We start from the raw sequence: 15555 nt of genomic DNA, 5'->3' as shown, positions 1-15555 counted from the left end.
GTTCGCGCGGTGGGTCAGGCAGAAACCGGTGGCAAACCTGCTGCCGCTGCGCGCCAGATCGCGGGACAAGCCACGCTCCTACCGATATTTCATACGCCAGACATCCCGCGCCGGATATAGATCAGTGCAGGAGCGCGCTTGGCCTGGGCCGCATCCGGACGAAGGCGGTGGGTCTGTGACATTGATATTGGCGGACACAACGCGTTCGCGGGCAAGCGCGCTCCTACAGGTTTCGTGCCGTGCCAAACTGCATCTGACGCAAATCCCCCTGTAGGAGCGTGGCTTGTCCCGCGATCGGCCGGGAACCGGTCGTGGAATCGGTTCGCGCGGTGGGTCAGGCAGAAACCGGTGGCAAACCTGCTGCCGCTGCGCGCCAGATCGCGGGACAAGCCACGCTCCTACCGATATTTCATACGCCAGACATCCCGCGCCGGACATAGATCAGTGCAGGAGCGCGCTTGGTCTGGGCCGCATGCGGACGAAGGCGGTGGGTCTGTGACATTGATGATGGCAGACACACCGCGTTCGCGGGCAAGCGCGCTCCTACAGTCATGCGCCGGGCCCAGCATCTGCGTCTGACGTAGATCAGTTTTGCGTCCGCGGCGAATATCTTCGACGGACGCCAATCCCCTGTAGGAGCAATCGGAGGTTACGACGGTCGCGAAGCGGGGTGACTGACACACCGCCTCCCCTATATGGCCTATCTAAACAACCCGATCAAACATTGAGGATCAACTCCCCGCGCCACCATGGGCTTCTTCGAAGAAGAAATCCTTCCAGCTGTCGGCCTTGTTTTTCAGCACACCCAGCTCGTGCAGTTTCTCGGCGTAGATAAACGTGCGTTGAGGCACGACGGTGAAGTCGATTTCTGGGTCGGAGACGATCTTCTCCACCAGCGGCAATGGCAGTTTCGATTTCTCGACGTCGATGTAGGTCTTCGCCGCCCCAGGCTTGTCGGCCTTGATGATTTGTTCGGCCTCGGCCAGCGCGTCGTAGAACGCTTTGTAGGTCTTGGGGTTTTCGTCGTGGAATTTCTGAGTGGTGTAGAGCACGTTGAAGGTCGCCTGACCGCCCAGCACATCGTACGAACTCAGCACCTTATGCACCTTGGGGTTTTCCAGTTCCTGGTACTGGAACGGCGGGCTGGAAAAGTGCGCGCTGATCTCCGAACCACCGGCGATCAGCGCCGACGTGGCATCCGGGTGCGGCAGGCTGACGGAGATGTTGTCGAATTTCTTGAAATTGTCGTTGCCGAACAGCTTCGCGGTTTCGATCTGCAAGGTGCGCGACTGGAAGCCCACGCCCGCCGCCGGCACCGCGATGCGGTCCTTTTCGGTTAAGTCGTTGAGGGTCTTCACGTTCGGATTGTTACTGAGCAGGTAATTGGGCATCGAGCCCAGCGAGGCAATCGCCTTGACGTTCTGCTTGCCCTTGGTGCGGTCCCAGATGGTCAGCATCGGTGGCACGCCCGCCGACACCACGTCCAACGCGCCAGCCAGCAAGGCCTCATTCATCGCGGTGGCGCCGGAAATGCTGTTCCAGTCGACCTTGATGTCCAGGCCCTGCTCCTTGCCGTGCTTCTCGATCAGCTTCTGCTGCTGAACGACGTCCAGAATCAGATAACCGATGCCGAACTGCTGGGCGATGCTGATCTTGCCTTCAGCGTGGGCGCCGCTGCTCAACAAGGCGCCAGCCAGACCCAGTGCGGCGGCGAACGCGGTCAGTGCCGGACGCTTGAACGGTACAGCTGTCTTTGAAAAATCCATACATTGCTCACGATGAAGGCGAAAGGGGGTGACGGCCTCATTGCCCATCCAGCTGCCACGAGGCGAAGCGTTCGTAGTTAAAGCAGATCAGCGCTGCATGCCCCACCGCTTCACAGTCAGGCGTTCGACGTTGCTGAACAGCAGGTTTTCCACCAGCAGACCGATGATGATCACTGCCGCCAGGCCCGCGAACACTTTGTCGGTGTACAGCTCGTTGCGATTCTGGAAGATGTACCAACCCAGACCGCCCTTGCCCGAAGACGCGCCAAACACCAGTTCAGCGGCGATAAGGGTTCGCCAGGCAAATGCCCAGCCGATTTTCAGGCCGGCAAGAATCGACGGCAGCGCGGCAGGAATCAGGATGTACCAGACGAACCGCAGGCCCTTGAGGCCGTAATTGCGCCCGGCCATGCGCTGGGTTTCAGAGACGCCGAGAAACCCCGCGTACGTATTCAACGCCAACGCCCAGAGCACGGAATGCACCAGCACGAAGATCAGGCTGTTTTCACCCAGGCCAAACCACAGAAGCGACAGCGGCAGCAGCGCGATGGCCGGCAGCGGGTTGAACATCGCCGTCAGCGTGCCGAGCAGGTCGCGACCCAGCTGGGTCGACACCGCCAGCGTGGTCAGGCCGAACGCCATAACGATGCCGATCAGGTAGCCCTTAATCAGGACCGTCAGGGAGATCCAGACCTTGGTCAGCAATTCTCCGCTGGCGATGCCGTCGATAAACGCCGAAGCGGTTTGCAGAAAGCTCGGCAGCAGCAGATCGTTGCCCTGAATCCGCGCGGCGATTTCCCAGATGATTGCCAGCGCCACGAGGATGACGGCTTTACGCACCCAGCTGACCTGCCAGATGCGTTGCGCGAGGGAAATGTCGCGGGCCAGGTCTTCCTGAGTGAAAGGCTCCAGCACGACTTCGTATTCTTGCCGCAGAGGGGGTGAAAGGCTCATGGGTGCAATCTCATGTGCGCCACGCCCCTGTAGGAGCGCGCTTGCCCGCGATTGCGGTGTGCCTGTGACATTGATGTCCTCTGACACACCGCAATCGCGGGCAAGCGCGCTCCTACAAGGGGATGTGCATGTTAATAGGCAATACGAACATCCTGAAACCGCAGATCCGGCTCGACCGCAGGCGCTTCGCCTTCGTCGAACAGCAGCCGGTGAATTCGCTGCGCAGACGCTTGAAACTCAACGCCGCCGAGGCTTTTCAGGGTGTACTGATGGCTGTTGATCTCGGCGCGCACGCGGCCCGGATGGGGCGACAGCAGCAGAATCCGGTTGCCCACCACCAGTGCTTCTTCGATGGAGTGGGTCACGAACAGCAGGGTGAAGCGCACCTCTTCCCACAGCTCCAGCAACTCTTCCTGCATCTTGCGGCGGGTCAGCGCATCAAGCGCGGCGAAGGGCTCGTCCATCAGCAGGATTTTCGGCTGCATCGCCAGCGCCCGGGCAATCGCCACGCGCGCCTTCATGCCGCCGGACAACGTGTGCGGATAGGCATCGGCGAAGGCGCTCAGGCCGACCTTCTCCAGGTAATACCGCGCACGCTCCTCGGCTTCACGACGCTTGAAGGTGCGCGAGGCCAGCAGCGGAAACATGACGTTCTGAATCACCGTCTTCCACGGCGGCAACTGGTCGAATTCCTGAAACACCACAATCCGGTCAGGCCCCGGTTCCGTGACCTGCTGTCCGGCCAGACGAATCTGCCCTTCGCTGGGCCGGATAAACCCGGCCACGGCCTTGAGCAGCGTTGACTTGCCGCAGCCCGACGGGCCGAGCAGAACAAAACGATCAGCAGGATCAATTTCAAAGCTGACTTGATGGGTGGCCCGCACTACGCGTTCGGGCGTGCGGTATTCAAGGCTGACGCCCTTTACTTGCAGCAGCGCTTCAGCGGTGGGCTGATTGACCTGTTGCGCGTTCAAGCGATCGCTAGCCGTGTGGCTTTGCAGAGCGGCATTCATGGAGCTCTCCTGATCAGAACGGCGCATCGCCCTGAATGGTGGTGCGGTGCAAGCGACGGCGCAGGTGATCGGGCGTGCCGCCGGCCAGATGAATCAGCGAACGGTTGTCCCAGAACACCATGTCGTTCTCCTGCCACTTGTGGCGGTAAACACCTTCCGGGCGAACGCTGTGGGCGTACAGCTCAGTCAGAATCGCCTGGCTCTCATCGTCCGGCAGGCCAACGATATGGGTCGTGAAGCCTTCGCTGACGAACAGCGCCTTACGCCCGTTTTCCGGGTGGGTGCGCACGATCGGATGGCTGACCACCGCGACCTGTGCCAGCTGTTCAGCGCTGAGGGTCGGGCGCCAGTTATCGGCGTTATGCCCATGGCTGTAACGCGAGGTGTAACTGTGCGCGGCGTTGCGCCCCTCGACGGCCTTGCGCAGATGCTCGGGCAACGTCTCCCAGGCCAGGTGCATGTCGGCGAACAACGTGTCGCCGCCTTCGCTCGGCAGTTCCTGGGCGTAGAGCATCGAGCCCAGGCTCGGCAGCTCTTTGTAGGACAGGTCCGAGTGCCAGTATTTGCCGGCATCGCCCAGCCCGACCGGCTGACCGTTCTCGACGATGTTGGAGACGATCAAAATCTCGGGATGATGGGTGAGCAGGAACTGCTTGAGCACGTGAATCTGCAGGACGCCAAAACGGCGGCTGAAATCGATCTGCTGCTGCGGGGTAATGTGCTGATCGCGAAAAACGACCACGTGGTAATCCAGATGCGCTTGATGCACGCGGGCAAAATCAGTGTCGTTGAGCGGGCGGGACAGATCCAGACCGACAATTTCCGCGCCCACCTTTTCGGCGAATGGACGCACATCGAACGGCTGACCGGGCGCTTGCACGGACGAAGCGTGGGAGGCTGCTGGCATGAGAACTCCGACTCCAAGAGGTGTGGCTAAGGAGGGAGGACTTTAAAGCTATAAGAACGGAATTTTAAATATCGATAGAGCATATGCATAGCGCCGAACGACCTAGGGACAGCCGTCGGCCATCATCGTCATCAGCGCGGCCGCAGGCCCGGAAACATTGACGGATCTTTAAGCTTCAAACGCAAAACGCGCTTACCCGCTGCGATTCCGTGCACCCGATGACAACAAGTCAGCAGACAGATGAACCAACATCGGACAAGCGCGTTTTGTACACATGAACGCGCTGCAATCGCGCATTCAGGCCTTCATCAGAACGCCGGGATAACTGCGCCGTCGTACTTCTTGTTGATGAAGTCTTTGACTTGCTGGCTGGTCAGCGCTTTGGACAGCTTCTCGATCGCGTCGGTGTGGGCGTTGTCGGTACGGGTCACCAGGTAGTTCACGTACGGCGAGTCGGCACCTTCCAGAATCAGCGCGTCCTTTTTAGGGCTGAGCTTGGCTTCCAGCGCGTAGTTGGTGTTGATCAGATCCAGGTCAACCTGATCCAGCGCGCGCGGCAGCAGCGCCGATTCCAGTTCGCGGAACTTCAGGTGTTTAGGGTTGGTGGCGATGTCTTTCGGCGTAGCCAAGGCGTCGGTCGGATCTTTCAGGGTGATCAGGCCGTTCTTCTGCAAAAGCAGCAGGGCACGACCGGCGTTGCTGCCTTCGTTGGGGATGGCAACGGTTGCGCCGTCAGGCAGCTCGGCGAGCGACTTCCACTTCTTCGAGTAGCCGCCGAACGGTTCGACGTGTACGCCGACGCCGGTCACCAGGGTAGCGCCCTTGCCTTTGTTGAAGCCGTCCAGGTAAGGCTTGGTCTGGAAGTAGTTGGCGTCCAGACGCTTCTCGTTCAGTTGCACGTTCGGCTGCACGTAGTCAGTGAAGACCTTGATCTGCAGGTCCACGCCTTCTTTGGCCAGCTCAGGCTTGATCAGCTCAAGGATCTCGGCGTGCGGAACAGCGGTGGCGCCCACGACAAGCTTCTCGGCAGCTTGTGCAGCGCTGATGCCCAGGGAGAGAGCAGCCGCCAGTGCGGTGAACAAAAACGTCTTCTTCATGCGATGTCCTTAATAGAAATCGGGTCGCCTCATGGGCGACTGTGCCTTCGGTCTGCCGCGGGATCGACCCTTGGCAGGGTGGCGGCTGATGCGGACAGTACCGAGATTTTTTATTCCGAGACAATACTTTTTAGTCGGATGGTTATGCTTTTTGGTTCTCAGTAAGCATTTTGCCATCTGGCTATCCGATGCATGAGACCCAGAGCCCTCAGCGAACCGGCAGATTCAGGTGCTCGGACAGGATCTCCGCGCCGCTGCTGACCAGCAGCGCGAAGTGAATGACGTTCTCCAGCTCCCGCGTATTGCCCGGCCAGTAATGGGCTTCAAGCACGCGCTGCGCGTCCTCGCTGATCAGCGGCATCTGGAAATCAAAGCGCTGGCTGTAGACCCCCAGGAAGTACTCGGCCAACGGCAGGATGTTGCCGGGCTGCTCGCGCAACGCCGGCAGGTCGAGACGCCCTTCGTTCAAGTAGCGATAAAGCCGCTCGTGGAATTTGCCGGCGGCGACCGACAGGCGCAGGTCGATGCTGGTCGCTGCGACCAGCCTGACGTCGACCTGGCTGGGCTGCGTGGCGCCGACGCGGGTGACTTCGTGGTTTTCCAGCGCCGCCAGCAACTTGATTTGAATCGCCATCGGCAGGTCGGCGATCTCATCCAGGTACAACGTGCCGCCGGTTGCCGAGCCAAACCAGCCGGCCCGACTGCTGGCAGAACCGCTGTGGGCGCCGGCGGCGTAGCCGAACAGTTCGGCGTCGGCGTATGTCGAGCTGATGGCGCCGCAGTTGACCGACACGAACAACCCGGCCCGGTCGCTGCCACGGTGGATATGACGCGCGAGCAATTCCTTGCCTGTGCCGGATTCGCCGCGGATCAGTACCGGCAAGTCCAGCGGCGCCAGCAGCTCCATCTCTTCGCGCAACTGCCGCGATCGTGGATCGATGAACACCAAGGCCTTGGCGCGGATGCTCAGCGGGCTTTTTTCAGCATCAGGAAAGGTCAACAGCGGGTGGCTCGAAACGTCGGAAAGGCTCATGGCAGGCTCCCGCCCCGGCCATCCAGTGACCCGAGCGTTTTAAAAAAAAGGCCGCAGCGCCTGTCGGTTCACTGCGGCGAAAATGATCGTGAGAAAAGTGGGCTCAGGCGCAACGACCGTTGCGAATGCGGTGGTCATGCGCGGCGGCGGTTGAATTGCTCGATACGCCCTTGCAGCCGGTACAGGTAAGCGAAACCCTGTTCCCAGCGCTGATGGCCGGACTTCACGTTGATATGGCCAGCGCCGCTGAGGATGCCGATTTCGGCGCCCCAGTTGCGGGCCATTTCCATCGCGCGCAACGCGCTGACGGCTGAATCGTTGTCCGAACTGACCACTTGGGTCGGGAACGGCAGCAGGTGCTCGGGAATCGGCGCGAAATTACGGATCGCCGGCGGGCAATTGGGGCGTTCGACGTCAGCGGGGGCCACCAACAAGGCCCCGCGCACCTGACGCAGACTCGCCAGTGGCGCCAGCTGCGCCCAATGGGCGACGGTGACGCAACCCAGGCTGTGGGCGATGAGAATCACCGGTGTGCTGTCGGAGGCGATAGCACGTTGCAGCTCACCCACCCAATCTTCGCGGCGCGGCTTGAGCCAGTCGGCCTGCTCCACACGCACGCTGTTGGGCAGACTGTTGTGCCAATGGGTTTGCCAATGGTCGTCGGCAGATCCTTGCCAGCCTGGCACGATCAGGTAACGGATCGATTCGTGATGCATGGCCTTCGCCTCCTGCATGTTGCGTTCATGGGGGCGAGTATAGGGACCGGACATATATTCGAAAAAGAATAAGAAGCTATTTATTAATAGCTCGAAAATATATGCCGAAGCTTCGGGGATGTCGCAAAAAAGAGGGCCACCCCCTGCCTTAAAGGGGTGACCCTGAGAATCACGCTGTCTGCCCCCAGCTCGCCGGGGATGAGCAGAGATTAAGGACCGGTTGTTACAGAAATCTTTATCCGGAAAAATTTCTGAAAGCCGCCGTCATTGGCGCAGTGGGCAGGCAGGTATCAACCGCGCGCAGTCTTGAGCGCCGTGTGGTTTTCGGTAGCCCGTTCAAACCGGTTAGCCCGCCTGAAGGTGCCGAAATCATTGAAGCGCACCCCCATCTCGGCCATCACCTTGTGCGCAACGGACGCCGTCATCTGGCGGATGTAGAACGGCTCCTTCACCACGAAGTGATGAATGCCATGGGTGCTGCCAAAGTTGAAGCAGAACGCCTGCAGCGGCCACATCCACCACGGGTTGAGCACTTGGGTCTGCTGCATGACATTGCCCATCTCGACGTCGCCGTAGTAGTGCATGTTCGAACTGACGAAATGCAGGCAGAAGGTACGCAGCACGTTCGGGCCGACCAGTACCACGACAGCGATGTCGATGACGTGCATGACCGCCAGCGTGTTCGCCGACCAATCAATCGGGCTGCCCATCTGACCGGCAATGCCATTGGCAGCATGAAAGCCAAGAAACACGTACCACGCGCCCCAATTCAACAGCGCCAGCGGCGCATAGACGCGCAGGGTGCGCTTGAGGATGCTGAATTTATGCGCCCAGGTTTTCGCCCGTAGCATGCGGATCAGCGACGACATGACGTTATCGCCCACCATCAGCAGCCGCGCCAGACCCCACGGCTCGCCATTGGTGATGGCGCGCTCTTCCATATCCGCCTCGGTGCCGGAGACCTTGTGATGATTGAGGTGCAGATGCCGACGAATCCAGGGATTGATCGTGCTCGGCCGCGCCATCCAGACCAGTGCCAACATGAGGTTATGGGGCACGCGCCGTTTGCGGAAATACATGCTGTGGATCAGGTCGTGTTCAAGCTCGTGGGTCAGCGACGCGAAGAACGCATTCAGCAGCATACACACCCACCACGCCAGATAACCCCCGAGATAGAGGGCCGCGCTGCCGATCATGCCGGCCAGTGCGCAGAACAGGATGCCGGCGCCGATGGCGTCCTGATGCCGTAGCAGCGGATAGCGCTCACGCAGCGCGGCGCCGTGGGCGGAAACCACCGCACGAATATGCGCTGATCGTTGTTGTGCATTCAGTCCGGCAGCACTTGCAGAAGTGTCGTGCATGCTTCCATTCTCCGGTTTCAGGATGAAAAAAACGTGGCACCACTGTGCCGCGTCAGAAGGGACGCTGCCTGACCGTGAACGCCAATCTGTAGACCGGAAGCGCCAACCTGTATGCCTGAGCCGAGCATCCTCGCCAGCTGGACCCGCGCCTTGCGCAAGCAACTCGATGCCCTCGGCCTCGACAGCCTCGCACTGAGCCGGGCTGCGGGTCTGGATCCGCAGCTGATGGATGATCCCAACGCGCGATACCCGGTGACGGTGACCACCCGTTTCTGGGAGCTCGCGGTGCAGGCCAGTGGCGATCCGGCGCTGGGCTTGCGGGTGTCACGTTTCGTCAGCCCGACGACCTTTCACGCGCTGGGTTACGCCCTGGTCGCCAGCGGCTCGTTGCGTGAGGTCTTCGAGCGCATCGTGCGTTATCACCCGGTGGTGAGCGACGCGCTGGTCATGAGCTTTGAACGTGTGGACGAGCGTTACGAGTTTCGTTTCCGCGTGCCCGACGGCAGTCCGATGCCGGCCAATGAGGCCATGGACGCCTTCGCCGCAATCTATGTGCGCACCTGCCGCAACCGTCTGGGGCGTCATTACGCGCCGCTGGCCGTTCACCTGATGCGGCCGCAACCGGAAGACCCGCAGCCATGGCATGACGTCTTCCGGGCGCCGCTGTTCTTCGGCGCGGCGGAGAATCTGCTGAGTTTTGCCTGCGAGGATTTCGACAGGCACCTGGACGATGGTAATCCGGAGCTGGCCGTGCACAACGAGGCTGTGCTCAACCGCACCCTCGAGCAACTCAGTGCACTGACCTGGGAGCGCAAGGTACGGGGCGCCATCGAAACTCAATTGCCGGAGGGCGAGCCGTCCGCCGAGCACATTGCCCACACGCTGCACCTGAGCCTGCGCAGCCTTCAGCGCCACCTGGCCGACGAGGGTTGCCGCTACGATTTGCTGCTCAATCAGTGCCGGCAGAATCTGGCGCTGCAGCATATGCGTGACCCCGGTTGCTCGCTCAGTGAAGTCGCCTACCTGCTTGGCTTCGCCGACACCAGCAGCTTCAGCCGGGCGTTCAAGCGCTGGACCGGCATGACGCCCAGCCAGTATCGCGAAGGTTTGAACCACTGACCGGCGGCGCCCTCACCCGCCTGCGCCGGTCAGGCGATGAAGGGCTGCCTCGCGCAGCCACTCGACGTCCAGCACGCAGATCTGATCGTGATGGCGGCGCACGATCTGCCGTTCGGCAAATTCTCCCAGCACCCGCTCGACCACCTCAGCGCTCAGCCCAAGGCAGCGATTCGACGCCATGTCTGCAAGGGGCACGCTGCGCACGGAGCGATCCATCTCGCCATAGGCTTCGGCCAGCATCAGCAGCCGAAACGCCACGCGCTCTACAGTGGGCATCAGGGTGATGTCTTCAATGGCAGGCACGGCGAGCCCGAGCTTGCGCCCGAGCAACTCGCGGAAATGCCGCCAAAAGGCTGGGTGTTCAGTCAGCAGTTGCTTGAGTGGCGCGTGGGGCATGTGCAGAAGAATGACCGCGTCCTGGGCGAAGACATCGTGGGTCGCGGGCAGGTCGTCGAACAACAAGGCTTCGCCAAACCAGAACGGCCGATAGCTTTCTGCCGGGGGCATGTCGGTTTGCTGCGGCTTGAGGGGATTGATGCGTAACGAGCCCGTGAGCAAGGCGTACAGGCCAGGCGCCGGATCGCCGCGCTGGAAGATCGATTTGCCGGGCGTCACCCGGCGCTGCCGCATGCCGATCAGCAAGCTATCCTGCAACAACGCAGGCAGATCGCGGAACCATCGGTCGTTGATAAACCATGAGCGCCATTGGGTTCCATTCGTCATGTGAATCTCCTTTTGATAACCGGCGTTTTGTAGCAGGCTGAGCCGTCCAGCGGGCTTAGCCGAAAAAAATCAGCGGCATGATCCACGTATCCATAGAGGAATAACAATGAAAAACCTCGTCGATCACCTCAGTCAGTACGCGGCCTACCATCGCGACACCCGCAATATCGTTACCCACTTCGTCGGCATTCCCCTGATCGTGATCGCGGTGGCCGTGCTGTTGTCACGCCCCGGCTGGACCAGTTGGTCCCTCGGCGGGATCTGGGTGTCGCCGGCCTTGCTGGTGAGCTTGGCCGCGACGTTGTTCTACCTGCGGCTGGATGCCTTCTTCGGCGTGCTGATGGGCGTCCTGCTCGCGCTGTGCCTGTGGCTGGGCGCAAACCTGGCGCAACAAACCACCATGGTATGGCTCAGCGCGGGCGTCGGGTTGTTCGTACTCGGTTGGGTGATTCAGTTTGTGGGCCATTATTACGAAGGCCGCAAGCCGGCGTTTGTCGACGACCTCACAGGCCTGATCATCGGCCCGCTGTTTGTCGTCGCCGAAGCGGCTTTTTTGCTGGGAATGAGAAAGAAGTTGCAGCACGCCATCGAGGCGCGGGTGGGCAAGACGCACCGGCGGGATCTGAAAAAGGCTGCGGTCTAGAGCTCGCGTCACTGTGGGAGAGCGGTTGCCCGCGAATGCCTGGGGTCAGCCGACTTGGATGTCACTGACCCACCGCCTTCGCGACCGTCGTAACCTCCGATTGCTCCTACAGTAGCTTTGCGTCCGGCCCGGATTGTGAGACACCGCACGAACCTGTAGGAGTGACCGGGGTGGCGCTCCACCTTGCCCGCGAATGCATTATGTCAGTCAGTGATGCGTGGACTGATCCACCGCTTTCGCGGGCAAGCGCGCTCCTACAAAGTCCGGTGTGAGCCTGTGACCGGTTAAATGCTCTCCCGCTTCTGCCAGACCTTCGGCTTGAAGAACAACGTCTCGCCCCGCGCCAGTCCGGTCAGGCTGTCGTGGTCTTTCACCACTTCGGCTTCGATCAGCTCCGGTTGCCCTTCGACCTTCAGCGTCACCCGCGTCGTTGCGCCCAACGGGCGGATGTCCCGCACTTCCGCCGCGTGGTGCCCTTCCACTTCATGCCGTGACAACGACACCTCGTGCGGGCGGAACAACACGTGGTTGTCATCGCCCAGGTGCAGGCGGTTCGAGTCCCCCAGAAAGTGATACACGAAATCGCTCGCCGGGTTCTCGTAGACATCGCCGGGCGAGCCGATCTGCTCGATCACGCCCTTGTTCATCACCACGATGCGGTCCGCGACTTCCATCGCCTCTTCCTGGTCGTGGGTCACGAATACCGAGGTCAGGTTGATGTCTTCGTGCAACCGCGCCAGCCAGCGACGCAGCTCCTTGCGCACCTTGGCATCCAGCGCGCCGAACGGCTCGTCCAGCAGCAAAACTTTGGGCTCCACCGCCAAGGCCCGGGCCAGGGCAATCCGCTGACGCTGACCGCCCGACAGTTGTTCCGGATAGCGATCCGACAGCCAGTCCAGCTGCACCATGTTCAGCAGCTCGTGCACTTTGACGGCGATCTGGCTCTCGTTCGGGCGCTGGTTTTTTGGCTTCATGCGCAGGCCGAAGGCGACGTTGTCGAACACGGTCATGTGGCGAAACAGCGCGTAATGCTGGAACACGAACCCGACGTTGCGATCGCGCACGTCGTGGCCGGAGACATCCTCGCCGTGGAAGACAATGCTGCCTTTGTCCGGCGTTTCCAGCCCGGCAATGATGCGCAGCAGCGTGGTCTTGCCACAGCCGGACGGGCCCAACAGCGCCACGAGCTCGCCACTCTGGATATCCAGACTGATGCCGTCGAGGGCTTTGAAGGCGTTGAAATTCTTGCTGACGTTACGGACTTCGATCGACATGAATTATTCCTCCGCCGCGTTTTTACGCAGACGGCTAATGCGCGCTTCGCTCCACTGCTTGAGCAGCAGGATGAACAGCGCAAGGATCAATAACAGGCTCGCCACGGCAAACGCAGCCACGTGGTTGTACTCGTTGTAGAGAATCTCGACATGCAGCGGCAGGGTGTTGGTCACGCCGCGAATGTGGCCCGACACCACCGACACCGCACCGAACTCACCCATGGCCCGCGCGGTACACAGCACCACGCCGTAGATCAGGCCCCACTTGATGTTGGGGACGGTCACGTGCCAGAACATCTGCCAGCCATTGGCACCGAGCAGACGCGCGGCTTCCTCTTCCTGCGTGCCCTGCTCCTGCATCAGCGGGATCAGCTCGCGGGCCACGAACGGCACCGTGACGAAGATGGTCGCCAGTACGATGCCCGGCAGGGCGAAGACGATCTGGATGTCGTGGTCCTGCAGCCAGGGGCCGAATACGCCGCGGGCGCCGAACATCAGCACGTAGATCAGACCGGCGATGACCGGCGAGACCGAGAACGGCAGGTCGATCAGGGTGACCAGAATCGCCTTGCCGCGGAACGAGTACTTACTCACGCACCAGGCCGCCGCGACGCCGAAGACCACGTTGAGCGGCACCGAGATCAGCACTGCGAACACGGTGAGCTTGAGCGCTGACAATGCGTCCGGCTCCAGGATGGCGGCGAAGAATCCGCCGAGGCCGTTACTCAAGCCCTGGCCGATCACCACCACCAACGGCAGCAACAGGAAGAACGCGAAGACCAGCCAGCCAAGGCCGATCAGAATGCGCCGCGACACCGCGCTGCCACGACGGGCAGCATTGGCGGAGGACGCAGCAATGAGCGATGAATCAGACATACATGCGCCTCCTCAGTTAGGGGTTTCGATGCGTCGCTGCAACAGATTGATCAGCAGCAACAGCACGAACGACACCAGCAGCATCATTACGCCAATTGCCGTGGCGCCGGTGTAGTCGTACTGGTCGAGCTTGACCATGATCAGCAACGGCAGGATTTCGGTCTTCATCGGCATGTTGCCGGCGATGAAAATCACCGAGCCGTATTCACCCACGCCACGGGCGAAGGCCAGCGCAAAGCCGGTCAGCCAGGCAGGCAACAAGGCCGGCACGAGGATGTGACGGAACACTTGCAGCGGTTTGGCGCCAAGGCACGCCGCGGCTTCTTCGACTTCGCGGGGGATGTCCGCCAGCACCGGCTGAACCGTGCGGACCACGAACGGCATGGTGACGAAGGTCAACGCCAGGGTGATACCGAAGGGGCTGTAGGCGATCTTGATGCCCATGTCGGCGGCAAACTGGCCGATGAAACCGGTCGGCGTGTACAGCGCGGTCAGCGCGATACCGGCAACGGCGGTGGGTAAGGCGAAGGGCAGATCGATCATTGCATCGATGATCTTGCGACCGGGGAAGGTGTAGCGCACCAGCACCCAGGCCAGCAGCGTGCCGATGATGCCGTTGATGATCGCCGCACAGAACGCCGTGCCGAAACTCAGCCTGAGTGCTGCGAGCACACGAGGCGCCGTGACGACGTTCCAGAACTGCACGGCGCTCAGCTGGGAGGCGTGGATGAACATGACCGCAAGCGGTATCAGCACAATCAGGCTGAGGTACACCAATGTGTAACCCAGCGTCAGCCCGAAGCCGGGTATGACGGGGGATATGCGTCGAGACATAAAAGTCCTTGGTTTACACACGTTACCCGGAACAAGTCCGGGTCCATTTATTCCGATTCAGGCGCGCGGCGGAACATCTGTCAGATATTTTATTGTCCGCCACGGCATCCCCTGTAGGAGTGAGCTTGCTCGCGATAGCCATCTGCATGTGCCAAATGCATTGACTGACACGACGCCTTCGCGGGCAAGCGCGCTCCTACACAGTTCAGCGACTACTGCGGGATGTAGATCTGATCGAACACACCGCCGTCATCGAAGAACTTGGGTTGAGCCGATTTCCAGCCGCCGAAGTCTTTGTCGATGGTCAGCAAATTCAGTTTAGGGAACTGCTTCTCGTACTGGGCGGCCACTTCCTTGTCACGAGGACGATAGAAGTTCTTCGCCGCGATTTCCTGACCTTCCTTGCTGTACAGGTGCTTCAGGTATTCGGTGGCGATTTCAGTGGTGCCGTGCTTCTGGGCGTTCTTCTCGACGACGGCCACGGGAGGCTCGGCCAGAATCGACAGTGAAGGGACGACGATGTCGAACTTGTCCGCGCCGCCGTCTTCTTTCAGCGCCAGGAACGCTTCGTTTTCCCACGCCAGCAACACATCACCCTGACCGTTGTTGACGAAAGTGATGGTCGAGCCGCGTGCACCGGTGTCCAGCACAGGCACATGTTTGAACAGCTTGCCGATGTATTCCTTGGCCTTGGCTTCGTCGCCGCCATTGGATTTGAGACCGTAGCCATAAGCCGCCAGGAAATTCCAGCGCGCGCCGCCCGAGGTTTTCGGGTTGGGCGTGATCACCGACACGCCGTCCTTGATCAGGTCGGCCCAGTCATGGATGCCCTTCGGGTTGCCCTTGCGCACCAGGAACACGATGGTCGAGGTGTACGGGGTGCTGGCGTCCGGCAGCTTGGTCTGCCAATCCGCCGGGATGGTCTTGCCCAGTTTGGCGATTTCGTCGATGTCGCCGGCGAGCGCCAGGGTCACCACGTCGGCAGGCGAACCGTCGATCACCGAGCGGCCCTGCTTGCCCGAGCCACCGTGGGACTGGTTGATCTTCACGGTGTCGCCCGGGTGGGATTTTTTCCAGTAGCTGATGAATTCGGCGTTGTAGTCCTGATACAGCTCGCGCGTAGGGTCATACGACACGTTCAGCAGGGTGAAATCCTTGGCGACAGCAGAACCGGCAAACACCGCACTGGCGAGCGCGGCCAGCGCATAACGACGAATGGACATGAATCAAGCTCCTGGA

Annotated in this window: 14 protein-coding genes and 1 pseudogene; 2 read left to right on the top strand and 13 right to left on the bottom strand. The window is 60.9% G+C overall.

Annotated elements, in window-relative coordinates:
* Positions 1–731: 731 nt before the first annotated feature.
* The 8 genes and pseudogenes from OKW98_RS02740 to OKW98_RS02705 form a co-directional block, all read right to left on the bottom strand.
* Positions 732–1766, bottom strand: a complete 1035-nt coding sequence (locus tag OKW98_RS02740; RefSeq protein ID WP_265387875.1) for an ABC transporter substrate-binding protein — start codon at positions 1764–1766, stop codon at positions 732–734.
* Between the two features lie 87 nt (positions 1767–1853).
* Positions 1854–2720 carry an ABC transporter permease gene (locus OKW98_RS02735; protein ID WP_265387874.1) on the bottom strand — a complete coding sequence of 289 codons (867 nt, stop codon included), beginning with the start codon at positions 2718–2720 and terminating at the stop codon, positions 1854–1856.
* Positions 2721–2851: 131 nt separating this feature from the next.
* Positions 2852–3733: an ABC transporter ATP-binding protein gene (locus OKW98_RS02730; RefSeq protein ID WP_416147929.1), complete on the bottom strand. Its 882-nt coding sequence runs from the start codon at positions 3731–3733 to the stop codon at positions 2852–2854.
* A gap of 13 nt (positions 3734–3746) precedes the next feature.
* Positions 3747–4640 carry a TauD/TfdA dioxygenase family protein gene (locus tag OKW98_RS02725; RefSeq protein WP_265387873.1) on the bottom strand — a complete coding sequence of 298 codons (894 nt, stop codon included), beginning with the start codon at positions 4638–4640 and terminating at the stop codon, positions 3747–3749.
* A gap of 308 nt (positions 4641–4948) precedes the next feature.
* Entirely contained in the window at positions 4949–5737 is a 789-nt protein-coding gene (locus OKW98_RS02720; RefSeq protein WP_265387872.1) for a MetQ/NlpA family ABC transporter substrate-binding protein, read from the bottom strand.
* A gap of 217 nt (positions 5738–5954) precedes the next feature.
* A pseudogene (locus OKW98_RS02715) lies at positions 5955–6770 on the bottom strand (sigma 54-interacting transcriptional regulator); the annotation flags it as partial.
* Positions 6771–6904: 134 nt separating this feature from the next.
* On the bottom strand, positions 6905–7486 hold the full coding sequence (locus tag OKW98_RS02710) for an alpha/beta hydrolase (RefSeq protein WP_265387871.1): 582 nt from the start codon (positions 7484–7486) through the stop codon (positions 6905–6907).
* 290 nt (positions 7487–7776) lie between these two features.
* Positions 7777–8847, bottom strand: coding sequence for a fatty acid desaturase (locus OKW98_RS02705; RefSeq protein WP_265387870.1), 1071 nt, complete (start codon positions 8845–8847; stop codon positions 7777–7779).
* A 111-nt stretch (positions 8848–8958) separates the two neighbouring features.
* Between OKW98_RS02705 and OKW98_RS02700 the strand changes: the two genes are divergently transcribed.
* Entirely contained in the window at positions 8959–9966 is a 1008-nt protein-coding gene (locus tag OKW98_RS02700; protein ID WP_265387869.1) for an AraC family transcriptional regulator, read from the top strand.
* Between the two features lie 12 nt (positions 9967–9978).
* Here OKW98_RS02700 and OKW98_RS02695 read toward each other — a convergent pair whose 3' ends face one another.
* A complete protein-coding gene (locus tag OKW98_RS02695) occupies positions 9979–10689 on the bottom strand; it encodes a Crp/Fnr family transcriptional regulator (RefSeq protein WP_265387868.1) in 711 nt (236 codons plus the stop codon).
* A gap of 106 nt (positions 10690–10795) precedes the next feature.
* Between OKW98_RS02695 and OKW98_RS02690 the strand changes: the two genes are divergently transcribed.
* On the top strand, positions 10796–11332 hold the full coding sequence (locus OKW98_RS02690; RefSeq protein WP_265387867.1) for a DUF962 domain-containing protein: 537 nt from the start codon (positions 10796–10798) through the stop codon (positions 11330–11332).
* 284 nt (positions 11333–11616) lie between these two features.
* Here OKW98_RS02690 and OKW98_RS02685 read toward each other — a convergent pair whose 3' ends face one another.
* The 4 genes from OKW98_RS02685 to OKW98_RS02670 all read right to left on the bottom strand — a co-directional run bounded on the left by OKW98_RS02685 (position 11617) and on the right by OKW98_RS02670 (position 15539).
* Positions 11617–12606, bottom strand: a complete 990-nt coding sequence (locus tag OKW98_RS02685) for a sulfate/molybdate ABC transporter ATP-binding protein (RefSeq protein ID WP_122624358.1) — start codon at positions 12604–12606, stop codon at positions 11617–11619.
* Between the two features lie 3 nt (positions 12607–12609).
* Entirely contained in the window at positions 12610–13482 is an 873-nt protein-coding gene (gene cysW / locus OKW98_RS02680; protein WP_074890084.1) for a sulfate ABC transporter permease subunit CysW, read from the bottom strand.
* Positions 13483–13494: 12 nt separating this feature from the next.
* Positions 13495–14316 carry a sulfate ABC transporter permease subunit CysT gene (cysT, locus tag OKW98_RS02675; protein WP_265387866.1) on the bottom strand — a complete coding sequence of 274 codons (822 nt, stop codon included), beginning with the start codon at positions 14314–14316 and terminating at the stop codon, positions 13495–13497.
* 212 nt (positions 14317–14528) lie between these two features.
* Positions 14529–15539: a sulfate ABC transporter substrate-binding protein gene (locus OKW98_RS02670; protein WP_265387865.1), complete on the bottom strand. Its 1011-nt coding sequence runs from the start codon at positions 15537–15539 to the stop codon at positions 14529–14531.
* Between the last annotated feature and the right edge of the window lie 16 nt (positions 15540–15555).

Origin of the sequence: Pseudomonas sp. KU26590 (assembly GCF_026153515.1) — a bacterium.
In the GTDB taxonomy this organism is placed as follows: domain Bacteria; phylum Pseudomonadota; class Gammaproteobacteria; order Pseudomonadales; family Pseudomonadaceae; genus Aquipseudomonas.
The sequence above is the reverse complement of the archived record's forward strand: the minus strand, read 5'-3'. Positions and strand labels throughout refer to the sequence as shown.